Origin of the sequence: Ectothiorhodospira marina, assembly GCF_900109495.1 — a bacterium.
GTDB lineage: Bacteria > Pseudomonadota > Gammaproteobacteria > Ectothiorhodospirales > Ectothiorhodospiraceae > Ectothiorhodospira > Ectothiorhodospira marina.
This window is the reverse complement of sequence record NZ_FOAA01000005.1, coordinates 80,872-101,016: the sequence shown is the minus strand read 5'-3', so window position 1 is coordinate 101,016 and position 20,145 is coordinate 80,872. Positions and strand designations below refer to the sequence as shown.

Sequence of the window (20,145 nt, the reverse complement as noted above, 5' to 3'; positions counted from 1 at the left end):
TGGGGGCTGAAGGCCCCGGGTTACTGAATGTTCAAAGCCGGACTTCCACGCCCTGCGCCCGCATGAACTGCTTGGCCTCCTCCACCGTGTGCTCGGCAAAATGGAAGATGCTGGCCGCCAGCACGGCGTCGGCGTGGCCTTCAGTGACGCCATCCACCAGGTGCTGCAGCTCACCCACGCCGCCGGAGGCGATCACTGGAACACTGACCGCGTCCGAGATGGCTCGCGTCAGAGGCAGGTCGAAGCCCTGGCGGGTGCCGTCGCGGTCCATGCTGGTCAGCAGGATCTCACCGGCACCGTTGGCCACCATGCGCTGGGCCCACTCGATGGCATCCAGGCCCGTGGGCTTGCGGCCGCCATGGGTGAAGATCTCCCAGCGCAGGGGCTCGCCCGGCGCGGAGACCTGTTTGGCATCGATGGCCACCACGATGCATTGGGAACCCACCTTGTCAGCGGCCTCACGCACGAAATCCGGGTTGAACACGGCCGCCGTGTTGATGGAGACCTTGTCGGCACCGGCGTTGAGCAGCCGGCGGATGTCGTCCACCCGGCGGATGCCGCCACCCACGGTGAGGGGAATGAAGACCTCTTCGGCCACCTGCTCCACCACGTGGACAATGGTCTCGCGCTCGTCGGAACTGGCGGTGATGTCCAGAAAGGTGATCTCGTCAGCGCCCTCGGCGTCGTAGCGGCGGGCCACCTCCACCGGGTCGCCGGCATCGCGGATGTCCACGAAGTTCACGCCCTTGACCACCCGGCCGCTGTCCACGTCCAGGCAGGGGATGATGCGCTTGGCTAGCATCGGCTCGTGCCCTCCTCAGCCAGCGGCATACTGGTCCACCAGGGCCTGGGCTTCGGAGAGCTTGACGCCGCCTTCGTACAGGGCGCGCCCGACAATGACGCCGTCAATGCCCTCGTCGGCCACTTCACACAGGCGTCGGATGTCCTCAATGGAAGTCACCCCGCCGGAGGCGAAGACGGGCACATGCACGGAGCGGGCGAGGCTGACGGTGGAATCGATGTTCACACCCTGCATCATGCCGTCACGGGAGATGTCGGTGAAGATGATGCCCGCCACGCCGTCCTGCTCGAAGTGCTGAGCCATATCCTCCACATCGTGGTGGGAGAGCTTGGACCAGCCGTCGATGGCCACCTTGCCATTGCGGGCATCCAGACCCACGATGATGCGGCCGGGGAATTCCAGGCAGAGATCATTCACGAAGTGGGGTGCACTGACCGCCTTGGTGCCGATGATCACCCACTGCACACCGGCATCCAGGTAGACCTGCACGGTGTCGTCATCGCGGATGCCGCCACCCACCTGCACCGGAAGATCCGGAAAGCGGCTGACGATCTCACTGATGATCTCGGCATTACGGGGCTTGCCCGAGATGGCCCCGTCCAGGTCCACCAGGTGCAGGCGCCGGGCGCCCTCGTCCACCCATCGGGCAGCCATTTCCACCGGGTTTTCCGAGAATACCGTGGAATCATCCATGCGCCCCTGGCGCAGGCGCACGCACTTGCCTTCTTTCAGGTCGATGGCCGGAATCACCAGCATGATCAAAATCCCCTGGGTTGGTCTTTAAACGCCGCCGGTCCAGTGCATGAAGTTCTTCAGCAGGGTCAGCCCCGGGGCGGCGCTCTTTTCCGGGTGACACTGGATGGCAAAGATGTGGTCCTGGGCCACCGCCGATGCGAACGGTAGGCCGTACTGCGTGGTGCCCGCCACCACCTGAAGACTGGAGGGCACCACATGATAGCTGTGCACGAAATAGAAGCGGCTGTCCTGTTCGATGCCGTCCCATAGGGGGTGGGCCCGGGTCTGTTGGACCTGATTCCAGCCCATGTGCGGGATCTTGAGCCGCTGGCCCCGCTCGTCGATTTGATGATCCTCGAAACGGCGCACGCCACCGGCGATCAGCCCCAGGCAATCGGTTCCCCCGTTCTCATCGCTGCGATCCATGAGCACCTGCAAGCCCATGCAGATGCCGAGAAAGGGGCGCGTGGTGGCAACCTCGGTAAGCACCGGGATAAGGGCCCGATCCCGCAGGGCGGCCATGCAGTCCCGCGCCGCCCCCTGGCCGGGAAAGACCACTCGATCCGCCTCGAGGATGTCCTCGGCGCCTTCCATCAGGCGGACCCGTGTATCGGCCGGCGCCACGTGTTCCAGGGCCTTGACCACGGAACGCAGATTGCCCATGCCGTAATCGACCACCGCGACGAATTTCATGAGATCAGGATCTTCAGCAAGCTCTTGGGAAGGGTTACAGGCTGCCCTTGGTGGAAGGCGTCACGCCCTGCATGCGGGGATCCGGCTCGGCGGCCATGCGGATGGCCCGGCCAAAGGCCTTGAACAGGGTCTCGGCCACATGGTGGGCATTATGCCCCCGCAGGCTGTCCAGATGCAGGGTGACACGGGCGTGGTTCACAAAACCATGGAAAAACTCCTCGAACAGATCCACGTCGAAATCTCCGATACGGGCCCGCGGATACTCTACATGGTACGCCAGACCCGGGCGGCCGGAAAAATCCACCACCACCCGCGACAGGGCCTCGTCCAGCGGCACATAGGCATGACCATAGCGGCGGATGCCCTGCTTGTCCCCCAACGCCTCGGCGAAGGCCTGGCCCAGGGTGATGCCCACATCCTCCACCGTATGGTGGGCGTCGATGTGCAGATCCCCTTCCGCCTGGATGCTCAGATCCAGGCAACCGTGGCGAGCCACCTGGTCCAGCATATGATCCAGGAAAGGCACGCCGGTGGCGAACTCGCCACGGCCCTGACCGTCCAGGTTCAGGCGCACATCGATGCGGGTTTCCAGGGTATCTCGCTTGATCTGAGCTGTGCGGGGGTTCATGGCTTTGAACAGACCGAATGGCAAATCGGCATCCTAACACAGCCAGTGGCAACACAGTGGGGAACAAATTCGCATCTTGCTTGTCATGGCCCCCCGCCTTCGGTAAGGTGCCAAAAAAGTGCAACATTGACTTCGGCTGTGTTCAGGCGGTCATTGCACCGCGGGAGTGGTTGAACCGACATGTCGGCCCCGAAGATTCTAGACCTTGGCAGTCTCAAGCAGGCCTGCAAGAGTTGCAGTCTGCACGACCTGTGCCTGCCGCTTGGGGTGGGAGATGAAGAACTCCAGATGCTGGAGCGAATCATCAACCGCCGCCGTCCCCTGCAACGCAAGGACCACCTCTACCGACCGGGTGACCGACTGCACTCCATCTATGCGGTGCGCTCCGGCACGGTGAAGACCTACACCCTCACCGACGACGGTCAAGAGCAGATCACCGGCTTTCATCTGCCCGGCGAGTTGCTGGGGCTGGATGCCATCAGTGACGGCGTGCATCCCTGCGCCGCCCGCGCCCTGGAAACCACCAGCATCTGCGAGATCCCCTTCGATCGCCTGGAGGAACTCTCCGTGCGCATCCCGGGGTTGCAGCACCAGTTGTTCCGCATCATGAGCCGCGAGATCCAGACGGACGAGCAATTCATGATGCTGCTGGGCAAGAAGGCCTCCGACGCCCGCCTGGCGGCGTTCCTGCTGAGCCTGTCCACCCGTCTGGGCATGCGTGGCTTCTCTCGTACCGAATTCAACCTCACCATGTCCCGCAACGACATCGCCAACTATCTGGGCCTGGCGGTGGAGACCGTCAGCCGGCTGTTCACCCGGTTCCAGAATGCCGGACTGATCGAGGTGCACCGCAAGCTGATCACGATTTACAACCTGGATGGCCTGCAGGTGGTGGCCGGCGCCCAGCCGGTGGAGGAACCCCGGTGCTGCAAGGGTCAGTGCGAAGGAGATCAGCCCGAGGGGAATTGAGGGTTTCTCCTGAGCCAGAAAAGAGCCACAGAAAAGGGGACAGACCCCTTTTCTTCCCTTTTCTTCGAGGGTGACTACTGTTCCATCTGGAGCCCGTGCAGACGCAGGCGGGCGCGCAGGGTGTTGCGTGACATGCCCAGTTCCTCGGCCACGCGACTGCGATTACCGGCGAATGCCTCCAGCAGGGATTGCAACGTGAGCCCCTCAACCTCATCCAGCAGTTCTTTCACCCGGCCACCTGCGATGGCACGCTGGATCAGGGCCGTCAGCGCCGTTTCAGCGTGAGTGTCACCCCTGTTCGCGCCATCGGGAAAGGAAAAACCGTTGATGCTGCCCACCCGAGTGCGCACCGCAGCCTGATAGACCGCATTCTTCAGTTCCCTTACATTCCCAGGCCAGTGATAGGCTACCGCCGCCGCCTGGGCCGGCTCGGAGATATCGGTAATGCGCAGCCCCAGGTTCAGATTGACATCCGAGACAAAGGCTCGCAGCAGGGGGCGCACATCAGCAGGCCGCTCACGCAAGGGCGGAATGTGAATGGGTAGTTGCGACAGTCGATAATAAAGATCCTGTCGGAACCGACCCGCCTCCACATCCTGCTCCAGGTTCCGATTGGTGGCAGCAATAACGCGCACATCAGCAGCACGGGGTTCGGAGTCGCCCAGACGATGGAACTGCCGGTCCTCCAGAAAACGCAACAGCTTGGCTTGAAAGGCCAGGGACATATCCCCGATTTCGTCCAGGAGCAGCGTGCCCCCATGAGCCGACTCGATCCTGCCCACACTATCAGTGACCGCGTTGGTATAGGCGCCTCGGGTGTACCCGAACAGTTCCGCCTCCAGCAATCCCTCGGGGATGGCCGTGCAATTGATGGCCACATAGGGCTGCCTGGCCCTGGATGAGTGACGATGGATGCAATAGGCCGAGACCTCCTTGCCCACCCCGGTCTCGCCGGTAAGCAGCACGTTGAGGTCGTTGGAGGCGGCCACGCCCAGTTGCTTGTAGACACTGAGGATCTGAGCGGAAGTACCCAGGATCGCCGGGCAGTCCTCGCGTAATACGTCGGTCTCGTCCCCATCAATGCAGCCTGCACGGGCCTCATCAATGGCCTTCATGAGTTGCTCGGGACACAGGGGATCGGTCAGCACATCCAGCGCACCCAGGCGGGTGGCAAGGATCACCTGTTCGGGCATCAGGCCCTCCCCCACCAGGAGGGTGGGCAGGTGGCCGCTGGATTCCAGGAAAGCTTCAAGCCGGGGCAGCCTGGGGGCGTCGACCCCGCTCTCGCGGACCAGGGCCACGGCAGCCTTTTCCATGCCGGCCATATTTTCCAGTGAGACATACTCAAACGCGAGGCCCTGGTCACGCAAACGCTGCTCCAGCTTCTTGCACTCATAGCCATGCCAACCGATCAGCATGACGTTGCCGGTCATGGTATCCATCGCTCTCCTCCTGGCCCTGCCATGTCTATTGAATGTCGCATGGCTCTTGGTGTGCCTTTGCCGCATAAGCATATCGAGCGCGGCGATAAGTCATATTGATTATTATCAAAGATAATACTCGTATAACCAGCGAGGCCTTGGGGGCAAGCCCGGGATGAAAAGAAGCCCCCTTTCCCGGTCGGGAGAGGGGGCTTAAGAGACCCCGCAAAGGGCCTGGAGGATCGCTCAGTCCGTGTTATCGGGGGCGCACGTCGTGCACTTGGCTGATGTCGGCCTCACCACCCGGGCCATGGCAGCTGACGCAGCCTTCCTGCATCGGGTCGGGGTTATCCAGGGTGGCCGTCACCGAGCCGCCGCGGGCCAGGATGTGGGATTCCAGCCAGGCCTCGTCGGTGTGGCAGGAGGTGCACACCGAGGCGATGGGGCTGAACCTCTCATGCTGGTGGATGTTGGTCAGGGTGTTATCGGCACCGAACTGACCGGTCCCGGCGTTGGTGAAATTCGCATTATCCCAGTCGAAGGTGCGGATGCTGGAGCCGATCACGCCGGCCTGCAGGGGCAACTGATAGCTGTCGTCCACATGGCAGGTGCTGCAGTTGCCCACACTGCCCGGGAAGTGGGCCTCGCCTTCCCACGGACCCTGAGGATCCCAGGGCCCCGCCGGGGTATCACGGTCCAGGGGACCACCGAACACGACATCCCGGAGCTGAATCCCGTCACCGCCCATCTGGGCACGGTGAACATGATGGATCATGCGCTTGAAGTCCTTGGACTCCTCGAACTTACGGTCGTAGATCCCGAGATTGCCCAGGCGGCCGAAGGCGACGAATGGCTGGGTACCCGCCGAGATATCCGTATTGTTGGGGTTGTGGCAGAGCACGCAGAGTTCAGGATTGTTGCGCCGGTTGGGACCATGCTTGGCAAAACGGAGGTGGCAGGACCGGCAGGTCTGCTCCACGTCCACCACCTGGCGCCGCGGCTCGGCCACGGCGTTGCCGATGGCGAATTCGGTGGTGCGATGCAGGGCATTGACCAGCGGGGTGCGACCGTCATCCCAGATGCTGTCCACATCCCCCCGGGCCTCCAGGGGCACCACCTGTTGCTGGGCCGCGACGGTGCCCACACCATGCTCGGGCAGGTTGTCCAGGGCCTCGTCCGGCAGTTCATAGGTCAACTCGTAGTACCCATTGCCCGCCTCCAGAATCGTCAATCCCGAGCCATTGCCACCATTGGTCCAGCAAGTTGCGGAGCAACTGACATCTGTGGTCCGACCAGGCCAGCTGGGGTTGGTGGAATGAGTGTAATCCGCAGAAATGAGCCCGGAAGCATTCTGTTCCCTCCAGCCGATGACGAAACCCAGTTGGAAACGGGCGTTGTCATCATGACGCAGGGTCGTGTTCCGGCCATCATCGCGCACCCGCAGGCGGAAGCTGAGGGTGCCCGCCTCATGATCCAGGGTGGCCCCTTCGGAGCCGAACTGAATAGCGAGTTGATCCTGACGGATGGCGGCGCGGGTGAAGCTGAGGTGGGCACGGTTCATGCGGACGCGGTTCATACCGCCCTGTCCAATGCCTCGCAGCCCGATATTGTCGACATCGCCAACAATGTCCTGGTTATGGCAGCCGCCGCATTCGTTGCCGGTGCTAAAGAGGCTCGCGCCGGTGGCGCTGGCGACAGTGCCATCCCCATCCGAGCGGCCCCACAGGTCCGTGTCGTCGTCGAACCCGGTGCGATGGCCCGTGCGCCAATCGCCTCTGGGGCCCGCGTCACTGGCGCCAAAGCGGGCCGCCAGCATGGCCGGAAGGGTCTCGTCGTCCTGGCTACGGTTCCAGCCAGACTCTGGGGTACCGGTAAAGCCAAAACCACCTGCGCTGTCCTCATACCAGAACACGTTGTCATGGCAGGAGGCACACACCTCCACGGTGCGGGCACCGCCCTCGTGCCAATTGTCCCCATCCGGGGTCACCACGGCCAGTTGCTGACGGGCGAGGCGATCCTCGCCACCGGCCAACAGGATCAACTCATCACGGGTATCCTGCCCCATGTGGCATTTCACGCAGTTGTCGATCCCATAAGAGGCCGTGCGGGGCAGCGGGTTACCGTCCGGGTCGAGCCCCTGATTGCTGTAGTTGCCCACGGGATCTACCCCGCCATCCTCATGCACTGCCTGAGGGAACCGCAGGTTGCTGAAATTGTTGTTGCGAATGAAATAAGGGACACCGGCACGCACACTGGGCAGGGTCTGGCCGCGGTGGAGCTTGTGAATCATCTGCTTGAAGTCGATGCTGCGACCACTGACCGGGTCCACGCTGCCGGGATTGTGGCAGGTGACACAGTAGTTGGGCTCCACCCGGTTGCCACCGTGCTTGGCCAGGGTGCTGTCGTGGCAGCTATTGCAACTCTCCAGGGAGATGATGTCGCGGGTGGCGTCCACCCCGTGCGTGGGGGGGTCACCGGTCTCCGGGATGAAATCGAACCAGGCATTGGTGGCAGGCAGGCCGCCGCCCAGCTGCATGCCGACACGGTGGGTCCAGTCGGGATTGTAATCCACCGTATAAGTCAGCGTTTTGCCAGAGCCTTCAATACGCACCCCCCTCGGGAGGGTGGTGCCGTCGGCCCAGGTGCAACGTACATCCCGCCCCAGGTCCGCGGAGAATACATGCTCATCGTGTGAGCCCTCTTCAACGCATCGCCACAGGTCTTGCAAATTGTCACCACTGATGGTGCGTGACGCCTCATTCACGTTGAGGCTGTAGGTATAGCGATACTCGCCGTTGCCCAGGTTCTCCAGTTCACCGCTGTTCTCCACGGCCCCCTGGATGGCATTGCCGAACATGGGCGCCCCATCGGGGTTATCCTCGGACACGGCATGGGTCCAACCCGTGGGATTCACCTGCCTTTCCCGGGTGATGTAATTCACCCAGTCATAACCCACCCCGTATCGGCTGCGCGGGGCCAGCTTGGCGAAGGTGAAACTGGCACTAGAGAGGTCGGTGATGGGGGCGCCGGTTTCATCCAGGAGGGTGAACTCCACCACGGGGTGGCCATTCGAGGGTACCTGGGCACTGGTGATGCTCAGTCCAGGGCCCGCCGCCGGCGCGGTGGCCACGGGTGTGGTGGTGGTTGCATCCACCGAATCGTCGAAGCCGCTGTCGCTCGGCAGACAGCCCGCCAGGCCCACGGCCAAGGTTGCGCATAGCAGGGTGACGAGGGCGCGCGGCACACGCCAGGTCACCGGTCGTGATCGGATGACATCATCGGTCATGGATGACATGCTCTCCCCCTCCGGGTCGTGATGGTCTTGCAGCCTGGGTTGCGGTCCATTCCCTGGGTGTTGTTGTTGGTTTGGCATGATGTCTGGCCCTGTGATTGTCAGAACCGGTAGCGCAGGGCGCCGGCAATCAGGTGTGTGGTGTAATCGGGGCTGTCCTGGTCCAGGAGGACCAGGTTGCCGACGCCGGTGACCCCCACGCCGTCGATGCCCCAGTCCTTCTCCTGGTAGCGCTCCACCATGTAGCGGAGGCGGAAGTCCAGGTTTTCGCTCACCTTGTAATCCCCGTAGAGGCTGACCTGGGTCAGCCGGGACTCCAGGCTGGGATAGACACCGCCCCCGCCGCCCTCCACCAGGGTGCGCATCCGGCCAGAGGTTTCGATATGCAGCACCTCGGCGCCCAAGGTGAACCGGTCGGGCCTGAGGTCGTACTCACCCCCCACGCCCAGGGTGACGGACTCATCGTCACGGTCCGAGCGCCAGTTCCGCGGAGCGGCAAACGCCAGGGCCTCTCGACCCGCCTGGCGGGCCTCGGTGTTCTCGTAGGCATAAAAGCCATAAGCCGTGATCCGATCGGTGGGCACCCAGGACAGGTCCACGGCCCAGACCTGACGTTCGGCCTGTTGCAGGCCCAGTTCCGAGCGGGTGTAGTCGTCATCGATCCACTGCACCCGGGGCGTGACCTGAATACGGTCGGTGATGTGGAAGCTGGCATAGAGATTGGCGCTACGTCGGTCCCGATCGGCCAGGTAATACTGGCGCAGTTCCTCGGGGGCCGTTTGCCGCTCGTACTGGGAGCCGCGCTGTTCGGCATGGCCCAGTTCCATGTTGAGGCTGGTACGGGGCAGGGCCCGGCTGCGAATGCCGATCCGGTAGGCGGTCTCGTCGGTCCGCTTGCGATCGGAAAAGGTTCGTTCATTCTCGTCCCGGACCACCCCCAGGCTCAGATGGGTGCGGTCGTGCACCCGATAGCTGGCATCCAGATGGTAGCGATCCTGGGTGTAGCTGACCGGGCGGGTGGACCGAATCAGGTTGTCGATCTCGTATTCGTAGACGTCGGTGCGATTGTCCCGGTCGTCATAGCGATAGCCGGCCCGCAGATTGAGCCGGGGATGGGGCCGGCCGCTGGCGCGCAGGTTGACCAGGGTGGTGTTGATGCGACCATCAAGCGAGGCGGGCAAACCGGCCACGTCTTCCACGAACCGCTCATCCTGGGTCATGTGCCCCAGGGCCAGGTCGGCCCCAACGCGACCGGTGTCGGCGAAGCTGTAACCCAGCGAGCCGGTCACCTGGTGGAACTGATTGTCCGGCTCCAGGCTCACGGTGCCCGCGTTGTCGCCGGCGTCGGACCAGTCCAGGCGGGTGGCATCGGGCACCTCCAGACTGCGGCCATCACGCTGCGAGAATACCGACAGCTGATAACCGAGGCGCCCCTGCAGTTCGTCGGCATCGTAGGTGACGTCTGCCTCGAAGCGGGTGGTCTCATAGTCCACCGGTACCGGCACCAGGGCAGAACGCTCCTGGGTCCAGAGGTGGTTGTTATTCACCCCGCGAATGATCGTGCCTTCCTTCCGCTCGTAATGCACGGCGGTGCTGGCCCGCCAGCGCGAATCCAGGTTGACCCGCCCGCCCACGCCGACGCCCTGTCGGGAGGTGCTCAGGTCACGCCCTTGCAGGAAGCCCTCGGCGGTGGCGCGCCCCCCTTCGGCGGGCAGACGCAAACGCCCGGAACCGCTCCCGCGGTAGGGGGTGCCCACATCCCGGTAGAGGGTGTTGGGGATCTCCCGGTAGTAGAAGAAGCTGCTGTAGCGACCTTGATCACCGGCCTCCAGACTCAGTCGGCGTGAGTCCAGGCCCAGATTGCGCCCCTCCAGCTCCCAGTAGCGAGCGCTTTCACTGTTGTGCGCGTCCTGCCCCTCAAATCGGAACCCCAGATCCAGGAACCATCCTTCCTCGTTCACGCCGGTAAAACGCCCCAGACGGAAGGAGTCATCGTCCAGGTAGCCCAGGCCGACGCGCACCTCCCGCTTCACCTTATGCTCCATGCCGGGCCGATTGGCGATGACGGTCGCGGCCTCCTGGGCGGCTTCACGCACCTCGTCATCCTCATCGGCCCAGGCCGGGAGATGGGCCAGACCGAGGGCACACAGGGCGGTGATCAGCACGGTCTTTCTTGGTGTATTCATGGCGTGTTCTCCTCTCATAGCCTCTTTTGCGCTCGCACTTGCCCTGGCCCTCGGGTGATCACTCCCTGAACACACGACCGCGGGGATGGTTGGTGCCGTGGATCTGGCTGTGGCAATTGAGGCAACTACGCCCCTGCACCCGGAAGTCCATGCCGGCGCCACTGAGACCGACGTCCGAGTGGGTGCCCAAATGGCACTGCTGGCACAGGGTGGGGGCCCGGGCGTTGAGCAGGGGGCGATGGATGGAGCCGTGAGGGTTATGGCAGGTCACGCAGGACTCACGGGCCGGATTGTGCTCCCAGAGGAAGGGCCCACGTTTCTCGGCGTGGCAGTTGAAGCAGGTCTCGTTGATCGTATGCCCGACCAATTTCCTGAGACCGGGGGTGCCATGTGGATTATGGCAATCGGTGCACTGCATGATCCCTTCGGGCACCGGATGGTGGGAGGGCTTACCGAAATCCGAGCGGCGATCCAGATGACAACTCCCGCAGACCTCCATCTGGGTATCGGCCTTGAGCAGTTCCGGTCGTTCGTTGTGCATGGCATGGCAGTTGACGCAGGCCAGCCCGGCGAACTCATGTGTGCTGCCCTTCCAGTGGCTACGGGCACCCTCCTCGTGGCAGCTGAGGCAGGGCTCGTTGAGGCGCTCGGGGGTTTCCTTCTCGATGTTGAACAGGGTTTCCATGCCCCGGCCATGGCAGGTGATGCACACCTCATCGGAGAAAGGCGTGCGTTCATCCGCGGTAAAGGCATGCGGCGAATTGAAGATCCGCTGCACGTGTTCCTCGATCTGCGCCGTGCGGTCCACCACCACTTCGGGGATCTTGTCCACCCCGCGAATGGGACGCTCGGGATCAGCGTCCATCTCCCAGGCGATGGTCGCGTTCGCGGTCACCAACCCGATAGCGGCAACCATCAGAATCAGCCAGTGCCTCATTACGTCCCCCTGTGCTGACGGGTCCTTTGTTGTAGGTGCCCCCGACCGTGGTGTTGTGCTCGGGGGCGGATCAGCGGACGGACCCGTCTTCACAGAGGTATTTGCAGGACTTATGCCAAAACCATGAAAAAGATAATGGATTGATTAAGCGATGGTTTTTGTATGGCCTTTGAGGTGGGGCGCGAGCACAAATTGATCAGGCGCAAATGAAGGCGGTCAAAATTCCACCAAGGAAAGTAGGGTCATGGGGGAGCGCAAGGGTCGTTCACGAACGACCCGTACGGGGATGTCGGGGTATTGGATACAGGGGGAGTAAATCCAATCGCGTAGGGGTCGTTAAAAGGGAAAAGGGGTCTGTCCCCTTTTCCGGTCCTTTTCCGGGTCAGGCGGGTGGAACGTGCAACTGGAAGGTGACGGGTCCATCATTGGTGAGCGAGACGGCCATGTGGGCGCCGAATTGGCCTGTGGCGACGTGAGGCCAGGCGCTGCGGGCCTGGCTGACCAGCTCGTTGAATAACCGCTCGCCTTCCTCGGGTGGGGCAGCGGGTGTGAAGCTGGGCCGCATGCCCTTGCGGGTGTCGGCGGCCAGGGTGAATTGCGGTACAAGCAGCAGGCCGCCCTGGATGTCCCGCAGCGAGCGATTCATACGCCCCTCGGCGTCCTCGAATACCCGGTAGCCCAGCAGACGCTCCAGCAGGCGTTGGGCCTGGGTGGTGCCGTCGCCCCGCTCCACACCCACCAGCACCAGCAGGCCGGCGTCGATGGCTCCCACCGTGTATCCCTCCACCGCCACGCTGGCACGCGTGACCCGTTGCAGCAGGCCGATCATGCCAGGCGCTCCGCCAGGGCATCGGTGGCAGCCATCAGTTCACGGACAATGCCCGGTTCGCTGGCAGAGTGACCGGCATCGGGGATAATGTGCAGATCCGCCACGGGCCAGGCCTTGTGCAGGGCCCAGGCTTGATCCACGGGACAGACCACATCGTAACGGCCATGCACGATGGAGCCCGGGATGTCGCCAAGGCGATCGGCATCACGGAGCAACTGCTCCGGCTCCAGAAAGCACCGGTGCTTGAAATAATGGCATTCCACCCGGGCCAGACTCAGGGCCACGTATGGGTCCTGAAAATGCGCCACCACCCCCGGATTGGTGGTCAAGGTGGCGGCACGCCCTTCCCACTGAGACCAGGTCTTGGCAACCGCCATGCGCGTCACCTCATCATCACTGGTCAGCCGACGGTAATAGGCCGCCACCATATCATCGCGCTCCGCCTCGGGGATGGGGGCTACATAATCTTCCCAGTAGTCCGGGAACAGGCGTCCGGCTCCGTCCTGGTAAAACCATTGAATATCCCGGGGCCGGCACAGAAAGATCCCCCTGAGGATCATGCCCAGCACCCGATGCGGATGCTGCTGGGCATAGGCCAGGGCGAGGGTGGAGCCCCAGGAGCCACCGAAGAGTACCCAGCGATCGATCCTCAGGTGTTCACGGATGCGCTCCATGTCATCGACCAGATCCCGGGTGGTGTTGCTGTCCAGGCTTGCGTGAGGGGTGGAGCGGCCGCAACCCCGCTGGTCGAACAGCACGATCCGATACCGCGCGGGATCGAAGAACCGTCGGTGCCACACATCACAGCCGGCCCCCGGTCCGCCATGGAGGAAGATCACCGGTAGCCCGGAAGGGTTGCCACACTCCTCCAGATACAGGCGATGCGTGTTATCCACGCTCAGGTGCTGGGAGCCATGGGGGTGGATGCTGGGGTAAAGAAGATCACTGGGCATGGGTACTCACCGGTAGGGTGGGAATCTCGATCCGTATTTTAAGAATAACAACGCGACGCATGTGTCGGAGAGTTCAAGGAATGGAGACGATCATGCCCAGGCCAGGCGGCGCTCGGGCCGCGCCCGGAGAGCAGGCATCGGGTTGGATGAGGGAGGCAAAACGGGGGGCTTTTCGGGCCGACGCTGCCGTGTAGGAAAATCCCTACAGAAAAAACCTGCAAAACCACGAAAAAGGGGCTTTTCGGGCGATGCCGACCCGACGCGCTGTGTGGGATCATATTCCCCATGGTGCAAGACGCGCCGGGCAACGGACCCTGGAGTGCCGGGATCAAGGATTGAGACCAGCCAGGCGTGGAACGAATCCACTTAGGAGGCAACGGAAGCCGATTCAATCACCTTAGGCCAGGACGGCATCACCCTCGTCAGGGATGACGAGGGTTTTTTTTTGCCCGGACGATGTGGACATGCTCCCCGGGCTTGCCCGCCACCCTTCCAATGGTTATCGTCGGGCGGCCATGAACCAGCCCATACGCCCCTCTCGTTCCCTGATCCGTTGCACCGGTCGTGCCATCGGCGATTTTCGCATGATACGGGAAGGGGATCGACTGCTTCTGGGCCTATCGGGAGGCAAGGATTCGCTCACCCTTCTACATCTGTTGTTGTATTTCCAGGCCCGGGCACCGGTACGCTTTGAGCTGGGCGCGGTCACCATTGATCCTCAGACCGGGCTGACCGACAAGCGCGCACTGATACCCTACCTGGATCACCTGAAGGTCCCGTATCATTATGTGAGTGAGCCCATCCTGGAGCGGGCCGAGAAGCATCTGGACAACCACTCGTACTGCGCCTTCTGCTCACGCATGCGCCGGGGATTGATCTACCGTACCGCCCGGGAACAGGGTTACACCACCATCGCCCTGGGCCAGCACCTGGATGACCTGGCCGAAAGCTTCCTCATGAGCGCCTTCAACGGCGGCCGACTGAAGACCATGAAGGCCCATTATCGGGTCGAAGCCGGCGATCTGCGGGTGATCCGGCCGTTGGTTTATGCCCGGGAACGTCAGATTCAGGATTTTGCCCGCGCCGCCGCGCTGCCCATCCAGGAGGAAAACTGCCCCACCCACTACGGCACGCCCACCCAGCGCCCGCGCATGAAGGCGCTACTGGCTGAAGAGGAGGCCGATAATCCGCACCTCTTCAAGAGCCTGGTCCGCACATTGATGCCGCTGATGTCTGCGGGCCTGGAGGATATCCCCCGGGAGGATGAAGCCGATGCCTCACCGGCCCTCACCGGCACCACGGAGACCCTCATGTCATGGAAGCCCTGATCCGGCTGGCCTTTGCCCTGCTGGCTCGCCTGCCGCTGAGGGTCAATCATGCCCTGGGGGCAGGCCTGGGCTGGCTTGCCTGGAGACTGCCCACCGAACTGCGACGGGTGTCGCTGATCAATCTGGCGCTGTGTTTTCCTGAGAAGGACGCTCACTGGCATCGGCGTGTGGCGCGGGCCAGCCTGATCGAAACGGGCAAGACCCTCACCGAGGCCCCCTGGCTTTGGCGGGCGGGCCCCCAAAAGATCAATGCATTGCGCCACGCCGGCGAGGGAGAAGCGCATCTCGCCCAAGCGCTGGCATGGGGTCGTGGCGCCTTTTTCGTGTCGCCACACCTGGGTAGCTGGGAATATTCCGGATTGCAGGCCGCAAGCTTTGGCCCCATGACCAACCTCTACCGCCCACCCCGCCTGCTCGCCCTGGAGGCTCCCCTGCGGGAGGCCCGACAGGCCACCGGGGCGCAACTGGTGCCCACTGACCGCCGTGGCATCCGCCTGATCAAGGAGGCGCTGTCCCGGGGTGAAATTGTTGGCATGCTGCCAGACCAAACCCCCAAGGGGGCTCAGGGGGTGTTTGCCCCCTTCTTTGGGCAACCGGCCATGACCATGACCCTGCTACCCAAACTGGCTGCCCATCGTCAGACACCCGTGGTGTTCGCCTTCGCCGAGCGTCTCCCACGGGGGCAGGGGTATCGGTATCAATGCATCCCGGCAACGGAGGCCCTGTACGACCCTGACCCACAAGTGGCGGCCACGGCGGTGAATCAGGCGGTTGAGGTGCTGATACGGCGATGCCCCGAGCAATATATGTGGGGTTACAAGCGCTTCAAGATCAGGCCCGCAGGGATGCCCGGGCGATATTGAGTCAATGATTGTCCAGCAGTTCCAGCGTGGACACCCGCAGGCAATCTCGACCGGCATCCTTGCTGGTATACATGGTGAGATCGGCCCGGGACAGCATGCCCTCCAGCACATCCCCCGGTGAAGGGTCTTGCCTCGGCCCCTCCAGCACCAGGGCGCAGATGCCGATACTGGCCGTAATCCGCTGCGGCTCGGAGCCATCAAACATCCATTCCAGGCCAGCAAGGGCCTGACGGATGCGTTTACCCAGGCCGATGGCCCCGTCCAGATCCGTGCCTGGTAGCAGCAACACGAACTCCTCGCCACCGAAGCGGGAGAGCACATCGCCCTCCCGCACCAGTTGCCCCATGGCCATGGCCACATCGCGGAGCACCCGATCACCGGCGGCATGACCAAATTGGTCATTGAACTGCTTGAAGTGATCCAGATCCAGCAGGATCACTGAAATGCCCACACCCTGACGCAGGGCGCGAGCGACAATCGCCCGGGCCTCGGCGAAGAAGAATCGCCGGTTGTGCAGGCCCGTGAGATCATCGAGCACTGCCAGGGTCTGGAACCGTTGCTGCAACTCACGAGCCTCCTCCAGGGCCTCCTCCAGCTCGCGAGTCCGTTGTCCCACCTGCTCTTCCAGGCGGTGGACGTGCTGCCAGTTGAGCAGCATCTGCCCAAGAAAGTGGGCGTAGAGGGTGAGCAACCTCTCTTCATCCGGACCAAAGGCTTCGCTTTCGGTGTGAGAGACATTGAGCACGCCCAACACGCCATCGCCACTGCGGATCGGCACCGAGATGAGGCTCGAGATCTCCGGACTGGCCTCGGCGGGCAACGACAGGAAATCGGGGTCATGACGGCAATCGGAGGCGTACTGAACCATCCCGGTGGCCACCGCGCGACCCATCACGCCATTGCCCACAGGGAAGGCGCGGCGCGCGACTTGACCAGGCAGGCCGATCAAGTCGGCCCAACTCAGGCCGGCGGCATTCACCAGTTCATCACGCTCGCACAAGAAGACCGAGCAACGTGACATATTCTGGTTTTCCAGCAGCCCCTTGAGGGCCTGATCCAGCATTCCCCGGCGATCGGTCACAATGGGGCTGACCTCGGATAAACCCTGCAGGGCCGAGAGAAAGTCCAGCAACTGGACTATCCGCCGGTTGGTCTCTCTGTAGGCTTCGGCAAAGGGTGTTAGATCCACGGTATCCTCAAGAGGCAGACATCTGTCGACTGGCCGCGAGCATCGCCTCCCGCTGCTCACGACATGCCTCGACAGCCTTATCGATGGCAGCCACGGGCAGATCCAGCCGGCCCAGAGCCGCCCCGGCGGGGCAGATCTCAACCTGGTCGAACAGGGCTTCGGCCAGCACATCGCAGACCCCGACCAAGCCCACCAGGCGTGCGTGATCTCCGTGATAATCCGGTTCGGCATAATGGCGCATGGCCTTCGCCGCCTCGGTGGGCAGGTGCCAGCGCTCGGCCAGGATCAGACCCGCCATGTGGTGATCCAGCCCAAGGTGCTGCTGGGTGCGAGCCCCCATCACGCGGGCATCAGCCTGGCGCCCCCCGGCCAGCACCTGTTCCATACCTTCAGGTTCCAGGTCGCACAGCACGATCACGCCCAATTGGCGTAATAGCGCGGCCAGATAGGCCTGCTCGGCGTTCAGCCCCCCGGACTCCACGTGCCGGGCAAGCTCCCGCGCCAGGCGGCCCCCCACCATGGAGACAAACCAGTAGCGGTCCAGGTCCAGGGAGCGGCAACGGTGGGGGGAGAGATGGCCGTTGATCAATAACCCCAGGGCCAGCCCCCGGACCATGTTCAGCCCGAGGCGGGAGATCGCGGCCTCCACCGAGAACACCTGCCGCGCCCCCCCGAAATAGGCGGTATTGGCCACACCGACCACACGGGCAGTCAAGGCCGGCTCGGTACTGATCAGGTCGGCCAGTTGCCGGATGGGCGTGTCACCGGCAGCCAGTTCCCGAAGCAACGAGTCGGCCACCTGGGGCAGTGGAGGCAGATCCTGCAGGCGTCGGATACGGCCTGCCTTGGTGTCGAGTCGTTCGGGCATCCCAGGACTATACACGTTCGCTTTTGCAGCCGGCTCTCCGTCAGCCGGAAATACGCGACCTCCCATGAGAGTCATTCCGCAAGGAACTCCACGGCCACTTCCCGATCGCTGACCCGTACCACACGCCCATGAACCACGGGCGGTGCCTCTCCATCCCCCAGGGTGCCCTCGACGCGCACCTGGATGCGCTCTCCGACCACCGGAGCGTCTTCTCCCGAAATCAGCAGCAGCACGCCATTGCCGCTCAGATCACGGGTTTGAACCCGGCGGGCGGGCTGACCCTCACGAAATAATTCCACTGCCACCTCCACCGGCAGACGGGGATGCTGACGCCGATCCGATTCCATCTCTTCAAAACTCCCAAGGACTGGCACGGTCCGGCCACAGGGCGGACAGGGCATTCATGACAAAAGGTTCTTATAACCTGATTTATCCATATTAGATCAATCGCCACACCTGACTATATATTGACCCATCGCAAGCAAATCGCGATTGGACCCCCGTGCGGTTCTAAAGATATGCTGATAATGAATTAGGCAAACATCAAACCGAGAATCCATGTTTCAGACGAGAACAACGACCACCCGGAGGAACTGGCCCATCATGATACGCAAACACATTACCGTCGCCACCCTGGCCCTGGCTGCCATCGGAGCCGTTGCGGTGGCCCAGGCGGAAGTCACCCGGGGCGAGCTGATGGCCAACACCTGCTTTGCCTGCCATGGCACGGACGGACACAGCGCCGGCTCCATCCCCAGCATCTACGGGTATCCCCCCGAGATCCTGGTCGGTCAGATGAAGGCCTTCCGTGAGGGGCGGCGCCCGGCCACCGTCATGGACCGTCACGCCACCGGCTACTCCGATGAGGAGATCGAACTCATCGCCGAATACCTGAGCCGACAATAAAGCAGGGGGGGTTACACCATGGAACACAGATTTTCCCGCAGAAACTTCATCCGTGCACTGGGGGCTGGGGGGGCCGCCACTGCCCTGGCCGCTTGCGGCACCCTGCCCGGGCGGCGCCCTCGCGGCCCGAATGTGGTGGTCGTGGGGGGCGGTCCCGGAGGTGCCACCACCGCCAAGTACCTGAAACGCTTCGACCCCAACATGCAGGTCACCCTGGTGGAACCCAAGGCCACCTACCATACCTGCTTTGGCTCGAATTGGGTGTTGGGCGGCCTGGCCGGAATGGACAGCATCGAACAGACCTACGGGGCGCTGAAGGATCAACACGACGTGAATGTCGTGAAGGACACGGTCGCCACCATCGATCCCGATGCCCGACAGGTGCGTCTGGCTGGTGGAGACACCCTATCCTACGACAAACTGGTGTTATCCCCGGGGATTGATTTCCGCTTCAATGCGATGGAAGGCTACAGCGAAGCCGTTTCACGAGACATTCCTCATGCCTGGAAGGCAGGCGAGCAAACCCGCATCCTCAGGGATCAGTTGCGCGCCATGGATGATGGCGGTGTGTTCGTCCTGGTGGCTCCGGGCAACCCCTTCCGCTGCCCGCCCGGGCCCTATGAGCGTGCCAGCATGGTGGCCCACTACTTCAAGCAGCATAAACCCCGCTCCAAGGTCATCATTCTGGATAACAAGGAGAGCTTCTCCAAGCAGGGGCTGTTCATGGCCGGCTGGGAGCAGCTCTATGGAGACATGATCGAGTGGGTGCCCAGTTCACAGGGGGGCCAGGTGGAGCAGGTGGATCCGGCCACCCGCACCGTGTATTCAGACGGCGGACTCACTCGCTTCCGGGCCGACGTGCTCAACGTCGTGCCACCGCAACAGGCGGGGGCTATTGCCCAGGAGACCGGTCTGGCGAACGATACCGGCTGGTGCCCTGTGGACCAACTCAGCTTCCAGTCCGAGAGGAACAAGGACATCTTCGTGATCGGGGATGCCTGCATCGCCGGTGCCATGCCCAAGTCGGGCCACTCGGCCAACACCCAGGGCAAGGCAGTGGCGGCGGCCATCGTACGGTCCATGAATGATCAGGAGATGCTCCCCCTGTCCACAGTGAACACCTGCTACAGTCTGGTGGGACCGGACTACGGCATCACGGTGGCTGCGGTCTATCGCTTCCAGGATGGCGGTATCGCCGGCGTGCCCGGTTCGGGGGGCGTAAGCCCGTCGGAGGCCAGCCATGCCTTCCGCCGCCAGGAGGCCCGTTATGCTCAGGGATGGTACGACAGCATCACGGCGGATACCTGGGGCTGACACAGCCCGGGGCGGACCTGAAGGTCCGCCCATCAGGCATTCAGGTCGGGGATCAGTTGGCTCTCCAGTCGGGCGATGGAATCCTTCAGGGTGAGCTTGCGTTTCTTCAGTCGGGTAAGACGGATCTGATCCACGAACGGCCCTTCGGACAGGCGATCAATCGCCTCGTCCAGGGCACGATGCTCCTCTTTGAGTTCGCTCAGCCGCGTTTGCGCCGAGTCCAGATTCAGGA

At 63.0% G+C, this 20,145-nt stretch carries 19 protein-coding genes; 5 read left to right on the top strand and 14 right to left on the bottom strand.

The features are described from left to right. Nucleotides 1–31: 31 nt before the first annotated feature. The 4 genes from hisF to hisB are packed head-to-tail and all read right to left on the bottom strand — an operon-like array spanning nt 32 to nt 2,858. On the bottom strand, nt 32–802 hold the full coding sequence (hisF, locus tag BMY52_RS06225) for an imidazole glycerol phosphate synthase subunit HisF (RefSeq protein WP_090252274.1): 771 nt from the start codon (nt 800–802) through the stop codon (nt 32–34). Between the two features lie 15 nt (nt 803–817). Next, nucleotides 818–1,558, bottom strand: a complete 741-nt coding sequence (gene hisA, locus BMY52_RS06220; RefSeq protein ID WP_090252271.1) for a 1-(5-phosphoribosyl)-5-[(5-phosphoribosylamino)methylideneamino]imidazole-4-carboxamide isomerase — start codon at nt 1,556–1,558, stop codon at nt 818–820. 24 nt (nt 1,559–1,582) lie between these two features. After that, nucleotides 1,583–2,230 carry an imidazole glycerol phosphate synthase subunit HisH gene (gene hisH, locus BMY52_RS06215; protein ID WP_090252268.1) on the bottom strand — a complete coding sequence of 216 codons (648 nt, stop codon included), beginning with the start codon at nt 2,228–2,230 and terminating at the stop codon, nt 1,583–1,585. A gap of 34 nt (nt 2,231–2,264) precedes the next feature. Beyond that, nucleotides 2,265–2,858, bottom strand: a complete 594-nt coding sequence (gene hisB / locus BMY52_RS06210; RefSeq protein WP_090252542.1) for an imidazoleglycerol-phosphate dehydratase HisB — start codon at nt 2,856–2,858, stop codon at nt 2,265–2,267. Between the two features lie 180 nt (nt 2,859–3,038). Between hisB and fnr the strand changes: the two genes are divergently transcribed. Continuing rightward, the gene (fnr, locus tag BMY52_RS06205; RefSeq protein WP_090252265.1) at nt 3,039–3,827 is read left to right on the top strand and encodes a fumarate/nitrate reduction transcriptional regulator Fnr; all 789 of its coding nucleotides are present in this window, start codon (nt 3,039–3,041) and stop codon (nt 3,825–3,827) included. Nucleotides 3,828–3,901: 74 nt separating this feature from the next. On the opposite strand, the gene BMY52_RS06200 is transcribed toward fnr, so the two are convergent. From BMY52_RS06200 to pip, 6 genes are all read right to left on the bottom strand, one after another. After that, entirely contained in the window at nt 3,902–5,269 is a 1,368-nt protein-coding gene (locus BMY52_RS06200; RefSeq protein WP_177169869.1) for a sigma-54 interaction domain-containing protein, read from the bottom strand. 235 nt (nt 5,270–5,504) lie between these two features. Further along, a complete protein-coding gene (locus BMY52_RS06195; RefSeq protein WP_177169868.1) occupies nt 5,505–8,543 on the bottom strand; it encodes an OmcA/MtrC family decaheme c-type cytochrome in 3,039 nt (1,012 codons plus the stop codon). A gap of 98 nt (nt 8,544–8,641) precedes the next feature. Further along, the gene (locus tag BMY52_RS06190; RefSeq protein ID WP_177169867.1) at nt 8,642–10,726 is read right to left on the bottom strand and encodes an MtrB/PioB family decaheme-associated outer membrane protein; all 2,085 of its coding nucleotides are present in this window, start codon (nt 10,724–10,726) and stop codon (nt 8,642–8,644) included. A gap of 58 nt (nt 10,727–10,784) precedes the next feature. Continuing rightward, on the bottom strand, nt 10,785–11,663 hold the full coding sequence (locus tag BMY52_RS06185; RefSeq protein WP_090252256.1) for a DmsE family decaheme c-type cytochrome: 879 nt from the start codon (nt 11,661–11,663) through the stop codon (nt 10,785–10,787). Nucleotides 11,664–12,045: 382 nt separating this feature from the next. After that, on the bottom strand, nt 12,046–12,492 hold the full coding sequence (gene dtd / locus BMY52_RS06180; RefSeq protein WP_090252253.1) for a D-aminoacyl-tRNA deacylase: 447 nt from the start codon (nt 12,490–12,492) through the stop codon (nt 12,046–12,048). Beyond that, nucleotides 12,489–13,445 carry a prolyl aminopeptidase gene (gene pip / locus BMY52_RS06175; protein WP_090252249.1) on the bottom strand — a complete coding sequence of 319 codons (957 nt, stop codon included), beginning with the start codon at nt 13,443–13,445 and terminating at the stop codon, nt 12,489–12,491. Before pip ends, dtd begins: the two co-directional genes overlap by 4 nt. A gap of 515 nt (nt 13,446–13,960) precedes the next feature. On the opposite strand from pip, the gene BMY52_RS06170 reads away from it, so the two are divergent. Together BMY52_RS06170 and BMY52_RS06165 are read left to right on the top strand one after the other, a co-directional pair. Next, nucleotides 13,961–14,773 carry a PP-loop family protein gene (locus BMY52_RS06170; protein ID WP_090252539.1) on the top strand — a complete coding sequence of 271 codons (813 nt, stop codon included), beginning with the start codon at nt 13,961–13,963 and terminating at the stop codon, nt 14,771–14,773. Continuing rightward, a complete protein-coding gene (locus BMY52_RS06165) occupies nt 14,761–15,636 on the top strand; it encodes a lysophospholipid acyltransferase family protein (protein ID WP_090252246.1) in 876 nt (291 codons plus the stop codon). Before BMY52_RS06170 ends, BMY52_RS06165 begins: the two co-directional genes overlap by 13 nt. A 1-nt stretch (nt 15,637) precedes the next feature. Here the strand turns inward: BMY52_RS06165 and BMY52_RS06160 are convergent, their stop codons facing one another. The 3 genes from BMY52_RS06160 to BMY52_RS06150 form a co-directional block, all read right to left on the bottom strand. Next, complete coding sequence (locus BMY52_RS06160; protein ID WP_090252244.1) at nt 15,638–16,825, bottom strand: sensor domain-containing diguanylate cyclase; 1,188 nt, start codon at nt 16,823–16,825, stop codon at nt 15,638–15,640. Nucleotides 16,826–16,832: 7 nt separating this feature from the next. Then, nucleotides 16,833–17,693: an HDOD domain-containing protein gene (locus BMY52_RS06155; RefSeq protein ID WP_177169866.1), complete on the bottom strand. Its 861-nt coding sequence runs from the start codon at nt 17,691–17,693 to the stop codon at nt 16,833–16,835. 71 nt (nt 17,694–17,764) lie between these two features. Then, on the bottom strand, nt 17,765–18,040 hold the full coding sequence (locus BMY52_RS06150; protein WP_090252238.1) for a PilZ domain-containing protein: 276 nt from the start codon (nt 18,038–18,040) through the stop codon (nt 17,765–17,767). Between the two features lie 256 nt (nt 18,041–18,296). On the opposite strand from BMY52_RS06150, the gene BMY52_RS06145 reads away from it, so the two are divergent. Both BMY52_RS06145 and BMY52_RS06140 read left to right on the top strand, forming a co-directional pair. Beyond that, nucleotides 18,297–18,599 (top strand): c-type cytochrome, encoded by a 303-nt coding sequence (locus tag BMY52_RS06145; RefSeq protein WP_090252235.1) that lies wholly within the window; start codon nt 18,297–18,299, stop codon nt 18,597–18,599. A gap of 18 nt (nt 18,600–18,617) precedes the next feature. Beyond that, a complete protein-coding gene (locus tag BMY52_RS06140; protein WP_090252233.1) occupies nt 18,618–19,913 on the top strand; it encodes an NAD(P)/FAD-dependent oxidoreductase in 1,296 nt (431 codons plus the stop codon). Nucleotides 19,914–19,945: 32 nt separating this feature from the next. On the opposite strand, the gene BMY52_RS06135 is transcribed toward BMY52_RS06140, so the two are convergent. Continuing rightward, a complete protein-coding gene (locus tag BMY52_RS06135) occupies nt 19,946–20,143 on the bottom strand; it encodes a YdcH family protein (protein ID WP_177169877.1) in 198 nt (65 codons plus the stop codon). Between the last annotated feature and the right edge of the window lie 2 nt (nt 20,144–20,145).